Below are 17,238 nucleotides of genomic sequence, written 5' to 3'. Positions count from 1 at the left end.
TTTCTCCCTGTCTGCTTCTACTGGATGCGCCCCTTTACTATCACGCCACTCACGCACCTGTACGCCCTGCAGCACCTGTTCTATTCGCTCGTGGCGCTGGGATTTCTCTTGGCTGTGACGGGGTCTTATGCGTTGCCGGTGGGCTTTATCTTGTTAGCAATGGCTCCGTACTTCGCTCCTGGGCTTTACGTGCATGGGGAGTATTACCTGCGCAATCGCCACACGAGCGTCGCCGCCTTTGACGACCGGCTGGAACTGACGCATGTGGGAGCAACAGTCGTGCTGCCGTACGTGGAAATAGAGGCAGTCGAGTTACATGCTGCTGGGGGCGTGTACCTGCAAATAGATTGGGAGAATTATGCCTTTCAGCCCTACCACTACCTGAAAATACAGTGTCACGGACAGACTTATTACCTGACCTCATTGTTGGTCAAAAGTCCCTTGGAAAAGATGTTCCCGCACTTGCTAGCAGCCACTGCTGGACGGTACACCCGTCACAAACGGTTCATGGCGTCGTCTCTCGATTGAGCCAACGTAGCCTAGGCTTCCTTCTGGTTAGTTGACCAACGCAACGATTCGTTCAAGAAAACGGTGGTTCAAATAAGCTAATAAGCCTTTTTACATCTTGTGAACGGTGACTTATAGAATGTAAAATGCCATTTAAAAGAACTGCTCACTTATCTTCAATATGATGCTTCGACTGCGCTCAGCATGACATGCTACCTCTCCCCTATCACACCAGCTTCTCAGCGTCAGCAGCGACTAGCGGCTGGCTCTCATTGGGAGCGGCCACGGGCTGCGACTCGTTGAAAAAGCGGCTCTGGTTGAGCAGAATCAAGGCTACGCCGATGAAGATGGACGAATCGGCGATGTTGAAGATGGGAAAGCCGTGGCTGTACGAGCCGCCGATGAGGGGCCAGGATTTGGGGAAATACCCCACGTACAGCGGCACGAAAATCATGTCAATGACCTGGCCGTAGAACCAGCGCGTGGGTGAGCCCAGCGGGGCGTTATTGTAAAGTATTCCGTAGAAAATCGAGTCAATCAGGTTGCCTACCGCGCCGCCCAAAATCAGGGCCATGCAGGCGATGTAGCCGGTAGCCACGCGCTGACGGCAGAGGCGGATAATGTAGTAAATCAGGCCCGAAACGGCCACCGTGCGGAAGGCAGTAAGCACCAGCTTGCCGTAGGGGGCGGGCAATTCGGCCCCGAAGGCCATGCCGGGGTTCAGCGTGTAGGTGAGCTTGGCCCACTGGCCGAAAATCGGGATTTCACCGGCCGAGCCGAGCTGCATGTAAGTATGCACGGCCCACTTCGAGAGCTGGTCGAGCGCGATGATGAGCAGGGCCAGCAAGAAGAATTTGGCCGCAGAGTGCGGGCGGGAGGTGAGCGTTGGGTGCATTGCAGAGCGGGTTGGAGGTGCAAAGAACGGTGCGTTTGGATGGAGTCGCCCTCCGCATCAACCTCACGGGACCCCTTTGGGGCATGCCCCCTCTCCAAAAAAGAGAGGGCACCGGCCTTGCTTCCGACGAGTTCTGGCCCATAAAAAGAGCCCGGCGCAATGCGCCGGGCTCCTTCATTTCACGCTTCTGCTCCGAACCGGTGCCCCCTCTTTTTTGGAGAGGGGGCATGCCCCAAAGGGGTCCCGTGAGGTTGACGTCAGGCGAAGCGGTAGAGATGCTTCGACAAGCTCAGCATGACGTTCTTTTCATTCACTCAACAGCCCGCTACGCCAGATTCTCCGAGTCGGGCGCTACCAGCGGCTCGCTGTGGGTAGCGGGGGCGGCCACCGGCTCTTCCTGCTTGAAAAAACGGCTCTGATTGAGCAGAATAACAGCCACGCCGATGAAGATGGAAGAGTCGGCGATGTTGAAGATGGGCCAGAGCGACACGTACTTCCCTCCTAGCAGCGGCCAGCTTTGGGGCAGGAAACCTTCGTAGATGTCCACGTAGAGCATGTCAATCACCTGGCCGTAGAACCAGCGCGTGGGCGAGCCAAACGGCGCGTTGTCATAGATGATGCCGTAGAAAACCGAGTCAATCAGGTTGCCCAAAGCGCCACCCAAAATCAGCGCCATGCAGGCGATGAATCCTGACGCGGCCCGCTGGCGCACCAGCCGGATGATGTAGTAGCTGATGCCGAACACCGCCACCAAGCGGAAAGCGCTGAGCACCAGCTTCCCATAAGGGGCCGGCAGTTCGGCACCGAAAGCCATTCCGGGGTTCAGCGTGTAGTGTAGTTTAGCCCAGTCGCCCATCAGGCGGATTTCTCCCGCCATGCCGGGCTGCATGTAAGCGTGCACAGCCCACTTCGAAAGCTGGTCGATGACGATGATGAACAGCGCCAGCAGGAAGAATTTGGCCGCAGATTGCTGGCGATTGGTGATAGTTGGGTGCATTCAGGCGAGCCGAAAATCGAGGAAATTGAAGTCAGAAAACGGTACGGTTAGGATTCCAATGCACGTCATGCTGAGCTTGTCGAAGCATCTCTACCGCTTCGTTGAGCGATTCAAATGGCGCGGTAGAGATGCCTCGACTGCGCTCAGCATGACGTGCAATCAGAAGGCATTCTTTTTATCGGATTTTGTACCTTTTATAACTGACTATCTGATGTTTTTGACGAATAAAGACGAGCTTATTCCGTGTTTGTGCGATTGAAGACTCGCCGGGGTTTTTCGGTCTCGGCGAGTCATTCATTATCAGCTAGTTGCAACCTCCAAATACACAGGCACGGAGTATTCATCAAATTCGAGTACGGAGCCGCCGTTCACATCGGCGGCGAAGGTGAGGGCGAGGGCCTGCGTTTCGGTGCGGATGTAGTCGCCGAACGCGGCCACGGCGGCCGTGAGCTCGGGCTGCTGGTCGGCCAGCGTGACGCGGATTTTGTCCTGCACTTCCAGGCCCGAGTCTTTGCGCAGGTTCTGGAGGCGGTTCACCAACTCGCGGGCGAGACCTTCCTGGCGCAGCTCGTCGGTCAGGGTCACGTCGAGGGCCACGGTGAGGGGGCCATCGGTGGCCACGAGCCAGCCGGGCAGGTCGTCGGTGCGGATTTCCACATCGTCCGGGGCCAGGGTAATGGGCTGGCCATCGACTTCCACGGCGAGGCTTCCCTCCTTCTCCAGCGTGGAGATTTCGGCCGCCGTCATGGCCTGAATGCGGGCACCCACGGCCTTCAGGCGCGGGCCGTACTGCTGACCGAGGCGTTTGAAATTGGGCTTCACCGACTTTACCAGCACGCCGCTTTCGCTAGAATCATCCAGGAATTCGACGTGCTTCACGTTGATTTCGGCGCAAATCAAATCCTCCACGAGGCCGACTTGCTCCTTGGTCGTATCATTCAGCACCGGCACCAGAATGCGCTGCAGGGGCTGGCGCACCTTCAGCACCGACTTTTTGCGCAGCGAATGCGCCAGCGAGCTGATGCGCTGGGCCAGCTCCATGCGCTCTTCCAGCCTGGGGTCGATGCGGGTTGCATCGGCTTCCACGAGCAGCGTTAGATGCACAGATTCAGGGGAGTTAAGAGTTGCGGAATTTTCAACTTTTAACCCTTCACTATTAACTCTTAACTCCCCGAAGGTCAGGTTGCGGTACAGCCACTCGGCGAAGAAGGGTGCGATGGGCGACATGAGCTGCGCCACGGTCTGCAGGCACTCATTCAGGGTCTCGAAGGCGGCGCGTTTGTCGGTGGTCAGCTCGCCTTTCCAGAAGCGGCGGCGCGAGAGGCGCACGTACCAGTTCGAAAGCTGGTCGGTCACGAAATCCTGGATGGCGCGGGCGGCCTTCGTGGGGTCGTAATTGTCGAGGTGGCCGCGCACTTCGGTAATCAGCGACTGCAATTTGCTCAGAATCCAGCGGTCCAACTCGCTTAGGTCGGCGTGCGGCACGCGGGTTTGGGCGTCCATTTCGAACGCATCCAGATTCGCGTAAAGCGCATAGAATGAGTACGTATTGAAGAGCGTGCCGAAGAAGCGGCGCTGCACTTCGGTCACGCCGGCCGGGTCGAACTTGAGGTTGTCCCACGGTGGCGCATTGGCGATGAGGTACCAGCGGGTGGCATCGGGGCCGAACTGCTTGATGGTGGCAAACGGGTCGACGGCGTTGCCGAGGCGCTTGCTCATCTTCTGGCCGTCTTTGGCCAGCACGAGGCCGTTGGCAATCACGTTTTTGAAGGCCACGGAATCTTCCAGCATTACGGCCAGGGCGTGCAGCGTGAAGAACCAGCCACGCGTCTGGTCCACGCCTTCGGCGATGAAATCGGCGGGGAAATTCTTCTGGAATTTCTCGCTGTTTTCAATCGGATAGTGCCACTGGGCGTAGGGCACGGCCCCGGAATCGAACCAGACGTCAATCAAATCGGCCTCGCGGTACATGGCTTGGCCGGTGGGCGAGACAAGGAAAATGTCATCGACGTAGGGCCGGTGCAGGTCGATTTTCTCGCCGTTGGCGTAGGGGTTGTGGGTCATGATTTCGGCCGTTACGGCCTTGTCAATCTCCGCTTTCAGCTCAGCGATGCTGCCGATGCAGATTTCCTCGGTGCGGTCCTGCGTGCGCCAGATGGGTAGCGGCGTGCCCCAGTAGCGCGAGCGGCTTAAGTTCCAGTCTACCAGGTTCTCCAGCCAGTTGCCGAAGCGGCCGGTGCCGGTGCTTTCGGGCTTCCAGTTGATGGTTTTGTTGAGCTCGATGAGCCGGTCCTTCACCGCCGTGGTCTTGATGAACCAGGAATCGAGCGGGTAGTAGAGCACGGGTTTGTCGGTGCGCCAGCAGTGCGGGTAGGTGTGCTCGTACTTCTCCACTTTGAAGGCCGTGCCGTCGCCCTTCATCTTGATAACGATGCTCTCGTCCAGCGTTTTGTAGTCGGCCCCCGACTCGTCGTGGCCGTCGTAGTTTTTCACCCAGCGGCCCGCGAACTCGCCCATTTGGGGCACGTAGCGGCCCGTCCGGTCCACGATGGGGCCGAGCGTGCCTTCGGCATCCGGCACCATCAGCGCCGGGATATCCGCCAGCTGCGCGGCACGGAAGTCATCGGCGCCAAACGTGGGCGAGATGTGCACGATGCCGGTGCCGTCCTCCGTGGTCACGAAGTCGCCATTGATGACGCGGAAAGCCCGCTCCTCCCCTTCGAAAGGCGTGAAATCGAACAGGCGTTCGTACTTGATGTCAATGAGGTCGGCACCGGTGAATTCGCCTTCAATCTTCCACGAAATCAGCTTACCCGACTCATATGCAGCTAAATCCTTGGCTTGAACAATCTTACCTCCTTCGCTTTTTTCAGGGAAATAACGCCCAACCAATGCTTTAGCCAATACCACTTTAATTGGCTGATGTGTGTACTGGTTAGTTGTGCTAACGAGAACATAAGGAATATTCTTACCGACCGCCAAACCAGTGTTGGCAGGCAAGGTCCAAGGGGTAGTCGTCCAAGCTAAGATGAAAACATCGGCATCAGAACCAGAAGCAGCAAAAAGCTTCTCCGAAACCTCATTACGCTTCACTTTAAACTGCGCCACCACCGTCGTGTCCTTCACGTCCTTGTAGGTGCCGGGCTGGTTCAGCTCGTGCGATGAAAGGCCGGTACCGGCGGCCGGCGAGTAGGGCTGGATGGTGTAGCCCTTGTAAAGCAGGCCCTTGTCGTAGAGCTTCTTGAGCAGCGCCCAGCAGCTCTCGATGTACTCGGGCTCGAAGGTCACGTAGGGGTCGTCGAGGTCGACCCAGTAGCCCATTTTCTCGGTCAGGTCGTCCCACTGCGCCTTGAAGCGCATGACGGTTTCCTTGCAGCGCTGGTTGTACTCCGCGATGCTGATTTTCTTACCGATGTCCTCCTTCGTAATGCCCAGCTCCTTCTCCACCTGCAGCTCGATGGGCAGGCCGTGGGTGTCCCAGCCGCCTTTGCGGGGCACCTTCTTGCCCAGCAGCGTCTGGTAGCGGCAGAAGATGTCCTTCACCGTGCGCGCCATCACGTGGTGGATGCCGGGCGCGCCGTTGGCGGAAGGCGGGCCTTCGTAAAACACGAATGTGGGCTGGCCTTCGCGGCTGCTCACGCTCTTTTCAAAGATGCCATGCGCTTTCCACCAGGCGAGGATGTCCTCGCCCAGCTGGCCGTAGTTGAGCGGCTGCTTGTATTCGGGGTATTTCATTGGTTATTATTCAACCCCACCCCCAGCCCCTCCCCGGTGGGGAGGGGTGCCAGACGCAGAATTGTTGGAGTGATAAAGAGTAGTGGAACGCACCCCTCCCCACCGGGGAGGGGCCGGGGGTGGGGTTAAATCGTGTAGTCACCCGAGTAATCGGCGGCTTTGTGCATTTGCTTGAGGTTCAAATCGGCATCGTCGTCCGCTTCGTGGTACGACTCGTCGTAGTGCCGGATGAGGGCGTTGGTATCCATGTCGCCGCCCTTGCCGTGCTCAAACGTCACGAGCAGCGAGGGCAGCAGAATCAGGTTCGAGAAGTTCGTTATCAACAGCGACGCCGACATTAACAATCCCAGGGCCTTCGTGCCGCCGAATTCGCTGAAGGCGAAGATGCTGAACCCCACGAACAACACGATGCTCGTGTATATCATGCTGGTGCCGGCCTCGCTCAGCGTTACGGATACGGCTTCGCGCACCCGGCCGCCGTTCAGAGCCATTTCCTGGCGGAATTTGGCCAGCAAATGGATGGAGTTATCCCCATCAATTCCCAGCGCAATCACGAAAATAAGGGCCGTGCTGGGCTTGAGGGCGATGTTGAAATAGCCCATGATGCCGGCCGTGAGAATCAGCGTCACGGCATTGGGGATGAGGGCAAACAGCACCGTCTTGAACGAGCGGAAGAGGATGAGCACCACCAAACCCACCAGCCCGAAGGCCATAAACAGGCTGTCGCGCAGGGTGTGAATGACGTATTCGTTGCCCTTCGTGAAGATGATGGTCGTGCCCGTGGGCCGGATATCCATGCCCGTGCCTTTGAAGATGCGATTCATCTCCGGAATGATTTTCGTGTTCATCAGCGTGTCCAGGTTCTGGGAGCCGATGTCGGCGATTTTCAGGCTGATGCGGGCTTTCTGGCCGGTGCTGTCGGCGAAGGAGCGCAGGAGCTTGCTGTTCATGCCGGCACCGGTGGCGTTGCCTTTAGAATTAGCCAGCGCACTGAGGATGAAGTTCTTCTCCGAGTTATCGGGCAGGCGGAAAAACTTCGGGTCGCCGTTGTAGAAGGCCTGGGTGCTGGCCTTGAGGAAAGTGACCAGGCTCACGGGTGGCGACAGCTCCGGCTGGGTGCGCAGGTACTTCTCAAACTGGTCGATTTTCTCCAGGTTCTTGAGCTTCAGCAGGCCGCGCTTTTTGTGGGTATCGACTTCGAATTCCAGCGGCATCACGCCGTTGAAGTGGCTTTCGAAGAAGGCCAAATCAGAGTTCACGGAGCTTTTCTTGGGCAGGTCATCCACCATGTAGGAGACTGATTCGATGCGCGAGATGCCGATGGCGGCCCCGGCCACCAGCACCAGCGCGGTGATGTAGACGGTGGGCCGGCGGTCTAGCACGAGGTGGTCGAAAAACTCCAGCAGCTTGGTGAGGGGCGCGGCATCGAGGTGCTCCAGCTGCTTGGGCGTGGGCGGCGGCAGGTAGGTAAACACGGCCGGAATCAGAATAAAACTGATGATGAAGGCCGCGAAAATGTTGACCGTGGCGACCAGGCCAAACTGGTAGAGAATGGCAATGTCGGTGAAGGCAAACACGATGAAGCCCACGGCCGTGGTCGTGTTATTCATGAGCGTGACGAGGCCGATTTTGCGGATTACCCGCGTCATGGCCAGCATCTGGTTGCCCGATTTGCGGTAGTCGTAGTGGTAGCGAGAGAGCAGGTAGGTGCAGTTCGGGATGCCGATAACGATGATAATACTGGGAATCAGGCCCGTGAGCAGGTTGATTTTGAAGCCCAGCAGCACAATCGAGCCGATGCACCAGATAACCGTGACGCCCACCACGATGAGCGGAAACACCACCGCCGACCACGTTCGGAAGAATACCAGCAGCGTAATCCCGGTCACAATCATGGCCAGAATGGTGAAGAACTTCATCTCGCCCGCCACCTTGGTCGTCATCGTGGAGCGCACGTAGGGCAGGCCGGCGTAGTGCAGCTTGATGCCCGTTTTCTTCTCAAACTGCCCGGCGAAGCCCAGAATGTTATTCATCACCGCCTGGCGCTTCGAGGAGTTCAGGTACTTCGGGTCCATCGTCAGGGCCAGCAGCGTGGCCCCGGTGGTGGGGCTGATGAGCTGGCCTTTGTAGAACTCGACGTTGTTCACGACGCGCATCAGGCTGTCCAGTTCCTTCTGGCTGCGCGGCGGATTCCGGAAAATAGGAGCGGTTTTGAAGCTGTTATTCGCGGTGTCTTTGCTGATATTGAGCAGCTTGCTCACGCTGAGCACGCCGTTCACGCCTTCTATTTTGGCCAACGTATCGGTGAGCAAGCGGAATTCGTTGAAATTGCCCAGCTTGTACACCGAGCTGTCCTGCAGCCCGATAACCAGCACGTTACCATCTTCCCCAAACCGTTGCTTGAACTGCTTGAAGTACACCATGTCCGGGTCCTTTTCGCTTACCACCTGGGCAAAGTCGTAGGTCATTTCCACGTCCTTGGCTTTCCAGGCCATGAAGACGGTGATGACAGCCAGCACCGCAATCAGCGACAGGCGAAATCGGATGATGAATAAGGCAAGCTTTTCCCACATAAAATCCTTGTAAAGAGGTAAAGTTACGCGAAGGGGCGCGCCGCGTTTGTCATTGCGAGCGGAACGCAGTGGAGCGCGGCAATCCGTCCTCCCGATGCGACCAGCCCTGAGATGCTATAAAGCCCTTTCCCGTGAAACCTCACGAGCCCCCTGCGGGGCGGGCCCCTCTCCCGCGGAGAGGGGAGTCTAACGATGGAATTTTCATCACGAAAAAGCCCCGATACTGAGCAGTACCGAGGCTTTTCACATCTCAGGGTTGGTCGCATTGAGAGGACGGATTGCCGCGCTCCACTGCGTTCCGCTCGCAATGACAGATACCTGGTCCTACAGCTGCTCGAAGATGCGGCGGAAGCTCACGGCCTCGCCGATGTAGGCGCGCAGCTCCGAAATGGGCATGCGGGTTTGCTCGCGCGAGTCGCGGTGGCGCACGGTCACGGTTTCATCTTCCAGGGTCTGGCCGTCGACCACAATGCAGAAAGGCGTGCCAATGAGGTCCTGGCGGGTGTAGCGCTTGCCGATGGCGTCGCGCTCCTCCAGCACGAGGCGGAAATCGAACTTCAGGGCGTCGAAAATTTCCTGGGCTTTCTCGGGCATCCCGTCTTTGCGCACGAGCGGAAAAATGGCGGCTTTCACCGGGGCCAGGGCGGGGGGCAGCTTCAGGAACGTGCGGGTCTTCGTTTGCAGCGTTTCGCCCTCCCCTTCCGTGATGGTCTCTTCGGTAAAGGCATTGCACATCGTGGCCAGGAACAGGCGGTCGGCGCCCACCGAGGTTTCCACCACGAAGGGCACGTAGTTGCCGTAGGCTTTGCCGGTGGCGGGGTCGATGTCGGCGTCGAAATACTGCTGTTTTTTGCGGCTCAGGTTCTGGTGCTGGGTCAGGTCGAAGTCGCCGCGCGAGTGGATGCCTTCCATTTCCTTGAAGCCGAAGGGGAATTCGTACTCGATGTCGACGGCCGCCTTGGCGTAGTGGGCCAGCTTGTCGTGGTCGTGGAAGCGCAGCTTGGCGGCGGGCAGGCCCAGCGCCTCGTGGAAACGACGGCGCGCCGCCTTCCAGGTGTCGTACCACTCGCCTTCGGTGCCGGGGCGCACGAAGAACTGCATCTCCATCTGCTCAAACTCCCGCATCCGGAAGATGAACTGCCGGGCCACAATCTCATTCCGGAAGGCCTTGCCGATTTGAGCAATACCGAAGGGAACCTTCATGCGGGCCGATTTCTGCACGTTCAGGAAGTTCACGAAAATGCCCTGAGCCGTTTCGGGGCGCAGGTACACGGGCGGCGCATCCGAGTCCACGGCCGAGCCCTGGGTCGAGAACATCAGGTTGAACTGGCGCACCTCGGTCCAGTTGCCGGTTTTGGAAACGGGGCAGAGAATTTTCTCGTCGAGGATGAGCTGGCGCACGCCGGCCAGGTCATTGGCCGTGAGCAGGCGGCCCATCTCGGCGGTGAGGGCGGCCCCACGGGCCGGGTCGCCGGCGTTTTCGTACTCGGCGGCTTTTTCTTCGAGCAGCACGTCGGCGCGGTAGCGCTTCTTGCTGTCGAGGTTATCAATCAGCGGGTCGTTGAAGCCGGCGATGTGGCCGCTGGCTTCCCAGGTGCGCGGGTCCATAAAAATGGCCGCGTCGATGCCCACCACGTTGCCGTTCAGCTGGGTCATGGCTTCCCACCACAGGCGCTTGAGGTTGTTTTTCAGCTCCACGCCGTTGGGGCCGTAGTCGTACACGGCGGCCAGGCCGTCATAAATTTCCGAGGACTGAAATACGAAGCCGTATTCCTTGGCGTGGGCCACGATGTCTTTTAGTTGCGCGGGTTCAGATGCTGGGTTCATACCCACAAAAGTAGCCCGATGCGGCGGAAGCCGAAACTTGTGCGTAGAAGGCGCGGCCGTTTGCCAGGCATTGAGAATGACAGTCGGCATCACAATTCGGTAACATACTGTCTTTGCACCCTCTTCCTACCTTTGAGCCATGAATCAAAATAAATTCCCACAAACCCGTCCTATATGTTTGGTTTAGAACCTCACGTGTTGTTGCTGCTTATCGTGTGCTTGATAGCCGCTTGCGCGTTCGAGTTTGTCAATGGCTTTCACGACACGGCTAATGCCGTGGCTACCGTTATCTACACCAACGCGCTACGGCCCTGGGTGGCGGTGGTCTGGTCGGCTTTCTGGAACTTCATCGGCGTGTTTGCCGGCGGCATTGGCGTGGCCATGGGCATCGTGTACCTGCTGCCCGTCGAGAGCCTGGTCGACTCTAACGTCTACCACGGCATCGCCATGGTGGGCGCGCTCATCCTGGCGGCCATTATCTGGAACGTGGGTACTTGGTACTACGGCATTCCGGCTTCCAGCTCGCACGCCCTGATTGGGTCGATTTTGGGCGTTGGCATTGCCTTTTCGCTGCTGCCCGAGTCGCGCGGCGCGGCCGTGAACTGGAGCAAGGCCAGCGAAACGGGCATTGCCCTGCTGGTGGGCCCGCTGCTGGGCTTCGCCCTCACCATCGGTATGATGTTCCTGTTCAAGCGCTTCGTGCCCAATAAGGCTATTTTCAAGGAGCCCCACAAGCGCAAGCCCCCGCCCCTCTGGATTCGGCTGGTACTCATCACCACCTGTACGTTGGTGAGCTTTTTCCACGGCTCCAACGACGGCCAGAAGGGCGTGGGACTGGTCATGCTGATTCTCATCGGTATCGTACCCTTCCGGTTTGCGCTCGACGAGAGCAAGAACCCGCTCGACCTGCGCGAGTCGCTGGGCAAGGTGGAGTACGTGATGAGCCGCGTGAACCGAGCCGAGCTCAGCCCCGCCGACCAGAAGACCTTGGCCGAAATGCAGGTGCAGACCGCCGACCTCGACCGCATTTTCGCCGGCAAAACCGACATCAAGGAACTGCCGCAGCAAACGCGTTTTGAAATCCGCCGCGACGTGCTGCTGCTCGGCAACCGTGCCAAGAAGCTCATGGCCTCGCCCAATGTCAGCCTCAGCACCCAGGACCGCGGCATCTACGACGCGGCCGCGGCCAACATGAAAACCTTCACCGACTACGCCCCGTGGTGGGTGCTGCTCATGGTGAGCCTTTCGCTGGCCTGCGGCACCATGATTGGCTGGCAGCGCATCGTGAAAACCATTGGCGAGCGCATCGGCAAGGAGCACCTGAGCTACGCGCAGGGCGCTAGTTCGGAGCTGGTAGCGGCCGCTATCATCGGCATCGGCACGCAAATGACCCTACCTGCCTCCACCACCCACGTGCTCACCTCATCCATCGCGGGTAGCATGGTGGCCAGCCGCGGCGTAAAGAATATCAACCCCGGCATCGTGCGCAACATTGCGCTGGCCTGGGTGCTCACCCTGCCCGTGACCATGGTGCTGTCAGGCCTACTGTTCCTACTGTTCCGCGCCATACTAGGCTAACCAACAGCCAGCCAAAACACAAAAAAGGCTGCCCATTGTGGGCAGCCTTTTTTGTGTGCATACGCGAGCGAGGAGATTACCGGCCTTGAGTTTTAGCAGCCAAAATTGTGGTTAACCTGCCTGTTTTCATTCACTTGTCCACTTATCCACAGCTAAAAATCGTGAAAATGTGGATAAGCCAGCCTATTTAGGCCACTGCACTTCCATATCGTCGTTGATGAAAACGCCGAAATTGACGAACTGCAGCTCGCCTTCTTCGAAGTATAAGTCAATCATCGACTTCTCATAGGAGAGGCGCACCGCGCCTTCTTCCATCTCTTCTATCTCGGGCGCAGGCTGGCTGTGGCGCTGCATCAGGGCCTTCACCTGGTCCACGCTCAGGCCGTGAATGGCTTCGCCGAAGAGGCGCATGCCGGGGTTGTCGGTTTCGATGCAGCTCAGGCGGAAGTCGTCTTCGCGGTCGAAGTAGAGCGACAGCAGGTAGTCTTCTTCGTGGTAGTTCCAGGCCTTGTGCTCGAACTCGTCATCGTCGTCCGACTCTTCAATTTCCTCGGGCTCGCCCACCAGGGTCCGGACTTCGTCCATGGTGGCCCCGAAGCGCAGCGGGCCCATGCCGGTGCCCAGAATAATTTCGTTTTCCTCGATGCTGGAGGGTTGGGGAGTGCTCATGAGATTGGGGGGGTGAAGGGTAGTAGGCAAAGGTAGGGTTGGTGCATGGTTGTTGGTGCCTGGTGCTTGGGCTCAGAATATTTCACGGTGGAACAAACCAAGCTCCAGTCACCAACAACCATGCACCAATTCACTTCCCGTACTTCTCCACAAACGCTTGCTTTTGCAGCAGGTACTCGGGGTGAACTTTGGCTTCGTCCCACTTGCGCTTGAAAATGGCAGCGGCTTCCACCTTATCCACATCAGGGTGGGTGGTACGGGGCAGCTCGGCGCGGCCGTGGGCGCCGCTCTGGCCTTTTTTGTCGTCGGGTACGGGGCCGTCGTACTTCTTGCCGCCCTTGTGGTTGGCATAGCGCCGGGCCCGCGTGAAGCCCATCTGAATGAATTTGCGGGCCATGTCGGCCCCCACAAAGTCATGGGCTTTCAAATACGCCTCAAACAGGCCGTAAATCGTCTCCGACGACTCGGTGGCTGCCGCCGCGTCTTTGAAGCGCCAGTGGGGCAGGATTTCGCCCTTGTAGGGCTGTACCAGCAGCACGCCCTGCTCGCCCCGGCCCACGCGGTACAGCTCGGGGTGCTGGCGGAAATCAACGGTGTGGAAATCGAGGGTGTAGTCAAACGGCATTTTGCGAAGCAGGCATCGGTGGGTTTGCGAACTGCTTTCTACGCGTTTTCCCCAAAAGCGGTATTTGGGTTTCTAAATTCCGAATCGTTTTGCCTGACTTGTTTGAAACTGGCCTTTCGAAATTTTAAGAGGGTTTTCCCCAGTCTTACTTTTTAATTAAATTTTTTTCTAAAAAACCCTTCTTATTCTCACTCATTAGGTCGGTTGATAAGTGGATAAGCGCGGGAGGTTATCCCCAGCGTGGATAACGTGGGGGTAATGCCACGCTTTTCCACGCGCTATACACCAGCTATGTGGAAAACAAGGCACTGTTTATCAAGGACTTTTGCTGTTTTTCAACATGTCCACCTGGTTTCCCCATTTTCATTATCCCCCGGAAAACGGGGATGTGGGAAGGGCTTTTGTGGTGGGGAAGTTATCCACGGTTATCCCCCGTCGTTTTCCCCTGTGTGAAAGTCGGAATTGCCAAAAAAACTTCTACCCCACTTATCCCCGTGCTGTCCTCCTGTTTCCCCCAGGTTATCCCCGATTTTACCCCCAGCCGATAATCAGTGTGGAAAACCCAGTGGAAAACCGGTGGATTAGCCCCGAAAACCGGTCTCAGTAACTGGAAAAAGCCCTGAGTTATCCACTAATGTGGAAAGCAGCGGCTGTTTCGGCTGTTCCCCGACGGTGGGAGCTTGTGTGCGGCAAGGAGAGCCCGGAAGCCAGCGCGGCAATATGGAAAAGGCTGCTAAAGGATTTTCAACCCAAACCCTTTCCCCGCAACGGTAGCTTCTGGGCGGCTCACGGGCCTTGCCGTGCTGATTGTGGCGATTGAAAGCAGTAGGTAGCGGTTTTTGGGTTGGTGGTACACTTCACCCCCTATCGTTTCACCTCATCCGTGACCTAAGAACTGCTCTGGAGGCATTTTAAGGGCAGTTTCCAAGTCAACCAAACGGCGTGGGGACGCGAGCTACAAGTTGGCGGTACTACCCGCCAGGCCCCGTTCGGGTGCCCGCTAAAACTTCAGCGGCTCCACAACATCGAAACCAGCCCGGATTTGCAGCGACTTGGGGTACAGAAACACCGGCTCGGGGGCCAGGAGGAGGTTGGGGTCGCCACCACGCCAGCGACCGTCGCCGTCGCTATCAATCAGCACCCGCAGGCGGTAGGTACCGGGAGGCATGTCGGCAAACCGATAAGTGCCTTTGGGGGAAGCCAGGCTGGATACGACCTGCAGCTTATCGTCGAGCAATTGCAGCTCGAAGCTCTTTTCCTTGGTGCTGATGGTGCCAGATAAGCTGGTGGAAACGTCCTGCTCGCTAATGCCCAGGCGCAGGGGCCGCAGGCGCAGCGACTGCGCCGTGATGGTCGTTATCGCCGTGCTGTCGAGCAGCACCTCGAGCCGGGTTTTGGCTTTGGTATTGAAGCGGACGGTGAGCTGGGTGCGGTCGGGGCTGAGGGTGCCATCGGCGGGCAGGCGCAACGGGCGGCGGCGCACCGAGTCCTCCACCAGCGTGCCAAAGGGCCGGCCCGTGGCCACGCGCACCGGCACGGCAAACTGGAATTTTACCAGGCCTTCGGGATAGACATTGGCTACCCCGCCCTCCACCGAGTACAGCGGCGGGTTCACCACTTTCCGGGCCGTGGCTGGCGGCACCGGAAACTTTACCTGCAAGGTGTCGACGGTGCTATTGCCGGTGCTGTCGGCCGTGGTGAGGAGGTAGCGGCCATCGCCTACTGCCGGCGTTTTGAAGAGCACCACGGTGCGGCCCCGGTCGGCCAGCTGCACGGCTTCGGACACGGCGGTAGCCGTAGTGCCGGGGTCCAAGGGGGCCAGCGTAGCCGAGCTCAGGCCTTCGTTGAAGCTCAGGCGCAGCTGCGTGGGGCTGGGCTGCCGGGTGGTGAGCAGCGGCGGGCGGCGGTCGGGCTGGGTGAGTACGAGCGTGACGGGGGTGCCGGGGCCGCTGGCCACGGTGATGGGCGCGGGCAAATAGGCAATTTTCTCGCCGTCGTCAAATTGGCCGTTGTTGTTTTTATCGGTGATGGCGTAGAGCTTGTAGCGGCCGGCCTTGAGGAAATTCAGGCTGAAACGGCCTTCCTTGTCCGTGAGCACGGTGTAGTACGGGCGGCCCCGGCGCACGCCGGCCGTGTCGGCCTCGCGGTAGAGGCCGATGCTGGCTTCGGCCACGGGTTTGGTCGTGAGCAGGCCGACGACGTTGCCGCTCACCCGGCCCGAGTCAAGCTCCGGGCCCGTGCTGAAGGTGAGGCTGGCGTTTTTGGCCGGCAGGGCTTCGGTGATGTCCACCACGGCTTCCCGGAAATTGAAGCTGTACGTCGTGTTCGCGTCCAGCGGCTTGTCGAAGAGCAGGCTGATGGAGTTGCGGTCTTCGCGCAGCTTGTAGGGGTTGTCGGCGGGCAGCTGGGGGGTGATGAGCAGGTTTTTGCTCAGGTCCTTGGTCACCACGGGCTCGGAAAAAATCAAGCGCACGAACTGCTGCTTTACGTTGCGGGCCGCGCTATCGGGCGAGCTGCTGATGCGGCGCGGGGGCGTGCGGTCGCGGGGGCCGCCCAGGGGCGGGGCCACGGCGGCGCAGCTTTCAAGCAAGGCAATCAGCGCCAGCAAAGCCAGCAATTCAGCGCGAACGGACATTATACAACAGCAGCGTGGTGAGCGTAAGAACAACAATGGCCGCCCCGATGCGCAGCCCCGTGCGGCGCGTCACGGCATCGGGCGGCTCCGGGGAGGTAACGACGACCACCTGCCGGGCGGTATCGGCCACAAAGGTCGGCGTCGCCGTTTTGAGGGTATCGGGCCGGGGCGCGGGCACGGTTTGGGCGTGCGCGGCGGCCGTGAGCAGGCCCGCCGCAAGACCCAGCCGCCACCGCGCGCCCCGCCGCATCAGGCCGCCGGGGTGCGCCGCCCCACCACGTAGAGCAGGCTCGAATACTGCCCTTCGTGCTGCTCGGCGTACTGGTTTGACTTGTAGCCGGCCTTCAGCACCGTGAGCAGGCCGCCGGCGCGCTCGGCCTTGTGCTTCTCGCTGAGCATGCTCACGTAGTAGGCATCGAGGGGCATGGGCAGCGTCTGGCGGATGGTCAGCTTATGCTTTTTCAGCAGCTGGGCCATGGTTTTGGGGGCGAAATGGTAGAGGTGCCGGGGCACGTCGTAGGCTGCCCAATGCTCGCGGTAGTGCTGGGCGTCGAGGCTTTCCACGTTGGGCACGGCAATGAGCAGCACGCCATCGGGCTTAAGCAGCGCCGTGAGCTGGGCCAGGGTTTCGTTCAGCAGATGCACGTGTTCCAGCACGTGCCAGAGCGTCACCGCATCAAACGTGCCGGGCTGAAACGAAGTCAGGCTCTCCTGCCCAATGAGCTGGCCAAGGCGCTTACTGGCCTCATCCCGGGCGCGGGCGTTGGGCTCCAGGCCCGAAACCTGCCAGCCCGCCGACTTGGCCGCCGCCAGAAAGTGGCCGGTGCCGCAGCCGTAATCCAGCAGTTTGCCCCGGCGCGGGGCCAGCTTATTCAGCAGGCTCACCTTGCGCCGCATAGTGAAAAACCGGGCCACCCGATACGCCTGATTCACGAGCCCAACTGCCGCGCTGTTGTGCGACACGTAGGCCTCAGATTCGTAGTATTTGCCGATTTCGGCCGCGTTGGGCCGCGGGTTGGTGAACTGAAAGCCGCAGCCCGCGCACTGCACAATGGCGAAGCTTTCGTGGCTCACCGTGTTGTCCTGAACGATGAGCTTGTTCTTAAACTCCGTTTTGCCGCAAACCGGGCAGCTTTCCAATCGTTCGTAAATCACTGATTTTCGCTGATTAATCGTGATTTCGCTGATTTATTTTGG

General features: G+C 59.0%; 12 protein-coding genes. 2 read left to right on the top strand and 10 right to left on the bottom strand.

Annotation, left to right across the window (positions count from 1 at the left end; all coding sequences use genetic code 11):
- Window positions 1–24 precede the first annotated feature (24 nt).
- Complete coding sequence (locus ABD819_RS00920; protein ID WP_345119973.1) at window positions 25–528, top strand: hypothetical protein; 504 nt, start codon at window positions 25–27, stop codon at window positions 526–528.
- A gap of 205 nt (window positions 529–733) precedes the next feature.
- Here ABD819_RS00920 and ABD819_RS00915 read toward each other — a convergent pair whose 3' ends face one another.
- The 5 genes from ABD819_RS00915 to ABD819_RS00895 form a co-directional block, all read right to left on the bottom strand.
- Window positions 734–1,402 carry a lipoprotein signal peptidase gene (locus ABD819_RS00915; protein WP_345119971.1) on the bottom strand — a complete coding sequence of 223 codons (669 nt, stop codon included), beginning with the start codon at window positions 1,400–1,402 and terminating at the stop codon, window positions 734–736.
- 325 nt (window positions 1,403–1,727) lie between these two features.
- On the bottom strand, window positions 1,728–2,399 hold the full coding sequence (locus tag ABD819_RS00910) for a lipoprotein signal peptidase (RefSeq protein ID WP_345119969.1): 672 nt from the start codon (window positions 2,397–2,399) through the stop codon (window positions 1,728–1,730).
- A gap of 300 nt (window positions 2,400–2,699) precedes the next feature.
- Window positions 2,700–6,134 carry an isoleucine--tRNA ligase gene (gene ileS / locus ABD819_RS00905; protein ID WP_345119967.1) on the bottom strand — a complete coding sequence of 1,145 codons (3,435 nt, stop codon included), beginning with the start codon at window positions 6,132–6,134 and terminating at the stop codon, window positions 2,700–2,702.
- Between the two features lie 125 nt (window positions 6,135–6,259).
- Window positions 6,260–8,707: an efflux RND transporter permease subunit gene (locus ABD819_RS00900; RefSeq protein ID WP_345119964.1), complete on the bottom strand. Its 2,448-nt coding sequence runs from the start codon at window positions 8,705–8,707 to the stop codon at window positions 6,260–6,262.
- 324 nt (window positions 8,708–9,031) lie between these two features.
- Window positions 9,032–10,534: a glycine--tRNA ligase gene (locus ABD819_RS00895; RefSeq protein WP_345119962.1), complete on the bottom strand. Its 1,503-nt coding sequence runs from the start codon at window positions 10,532–10,534 to the stop codon at window positions 9,032–9,034.
- A 174-nt stretch (window positions 10,535–10,708) separates the two neighbouring features.
- On the opposite strand from ABD819_RS00895, the gene ABD819_RS00890 reads away from it, so the two are divergent.
- Window positions 10,709–12,112, top strand: a complete 1,404-nt coding sequence (locus ABD819_RS00890; RefSeq protein WP_345119960.1) for an inorganic phosphate transporter — start codon at window positions 10,709–10,711, stop codon at window positions 12,110–12,112.
- Window positions 12,113–12,295: 183 nt separating this feature from the next.
- On the opposite strand, the gene ABD819_RS00885 is transcribed toward ABD819_RS00890, so the two are convergent.
- The 5 genes from ABD819_RS00885 to ABD819_RS00865 form a co-directional block, all read right to left on the bottom strand.
- Complete coding sequence (locus ABD819_RS00885; protein WP_345119958.1) at window positions 12,296–12,781, bottom strand: hypothetical protein; 486 nt, start codon at window positions 12,779–12,781, stop codon at window positions 12,296–12,298.
- A gap of 130 nt (window positions 12,782–12,911) precedes the next feature.
- A complete protein-coding gene (locus ABD819_RS00880; RefSeq protein WP_345119956.1) occupies window positions 12,912–13,406 on the bottom strand; it encodes a DUF4385 domain-containing protein in 495 nt (164 codons plus the stop codon).
- Window positions 13,407–14,406: 1,000 nt separating this feature from the next.
- The gene (locus ABD819_RS00875; RefSeq protein ID WP_345119954.1) at window positions 14,407–16,041 is read right to left on the bottom strand and encodes an Ig-like domain-containing protein; all 1,635 of its coding nucleotides are present in this window, start codon (window positions 16,039–16,041) and stop codon (window positions 14,407–14,409) included.
- On the bottom strand, window positions 16,025–16,291 hold the full coding sequence (locus tag ABD819_RS00870; RefSeq protein ID WP_345119952.1) for a hypothetical protein: 267 nt from the start codon (window positions 16,289–16,291) through the stop codon (window positions 16,025–16,027). Before ABD819_RS00870 ends, ABD819_RS00875 begins: the two co-directional genes overlap by 17 nt.
- Entirely contained in the window at window positions 16,291–17,196 is a 906-nt protein-coding gene (locus tag ABD819_RS00865; RefSeq protein WP_345119950.1) for a class I SAM-dependent methyltransferase, read from the bottom strand. Before ABD819_RS00865 ends, ABD819_RS00870 begins: the two co-directional genes overlap by 1 nt.
- Between the last annotated feature and the right edge of the window lie 42 nt (window positions 17,197–17,238).

Source organism: Hymenobacter antarcticus (genome assembly GCF_039539545.1).
Taxonomy (GTDB): Bacteria; Bacteroidota; Bacteroidia; order Cytophagales; family Hymenobacteraceae; genus Hymenobacter; species Hymenobacter antarcticus.
Note: the sequence above shows the minus strand (reverse complement) of the source record. Positions and strands in the feature narration are given on the sequence as shown.